This window comes from Scytonema sp. PCC 10023, from assembly GCF_963920835.1.
Taxonomy (GTDB): Bacteria; Cyanobacteriota; Cyanobacteriia; order Cyanobacteriales; family Nostocaceae; genus Kalymmatonema.
Genome location: NZ_CAWUDP010000331.1, coordinates 1 through 839, shown reverse-complemented (window position 1 = coordinate 839; position 839 = coordinate 1). Strand labels below are relative to the sequence as shown.

1 protein-coding gene is annotated in these 839 nt (G+C 42.9%); it reads left to right on the top strand.

Going from position 1 to position 839, the window contains the following annotated elements; genetic code table 11:
* The first annotated feature begins 99 nt into the window (after positions 1–99).
* The gene (locus tag ACM0OZ_RS49055; RefSeq protein WP_414590195.1) at positions 100–540 is read left to right on the top strand and encodes a hypothetical protein; all 441 of its coding nucleotides are present in this window, start codon (positions 100–102) and stop codon (positions 538–540) included.
* Positions 541–839: the final 299 nt, after the last annotated feature.

The following is an 839-nucleotide window of genomic DNA, read 5'->3' as shown; positions in this document are numbered from 1 at the left end:
TGATGTCGAGTGATGGTTGCAAAGTTTCCTTGACGCGCTCTTGGTAGGCGATCGCGCTCTCAGTTTCTGTTACAGTCGGTAGAGTTTGTTCCAAAGCAAATGAAGCTAACGCTGGTAGATGCCGATCGCACAAATGCCGATGTGAGTGAAGTTTACCCGGATGGAGCCATAACTGCCTCATTTAGTGAAGATGAGAAAAAATCTTATGATGCTGACGAGATTTTTAATTTGGCATTAACTCAATCAGTGGTTGTGAATCTCCCGGCGCAGGTTTATCCCCTCGTCAACGAATGGATTTCACGCAACAGTGTTCTTGAAGTCGGCGCTCAATATGATGTGGCAGTAGTCAAATGGTTCGTCTGTACTGGGGCATATGACAGTGTGAAGTTATTCATTGAATCACTCGACAAGTTTAAGGACACTATTACTCATGTTCTGGTGAAGAACTACGCGATGTGTGATGAGTGGGAGCGGGTATTAGAGAAGCCAGAACTAAAAAGTGCGATCGCTAAGTATAACTGTGCGTTCGCTCCTAATTGAAGGATGAGAGGAATTAATGCCTTACTGCCTAAGGAAAAACCTGATTTTGGGTCTGATTGTACTGATACCACGTAATACTTGGAAAACTCCAAATAGAATTAGCGGTGTATGACACGGAAAAGAAAAATCGACCTAACTCTTAACTTGCACATTTTAGAACCGTTATACAGTAAGGCTTTGAGAAACATCATAAAAATGTGCTTGTTTCATATTTTGCGGGAGCGTTAATCGCGCCTGTGGGAGGCTCATATCTTGCACCTGGAAATTTGAATGTCAATTCCAAGACTAAGTGCCAGTTC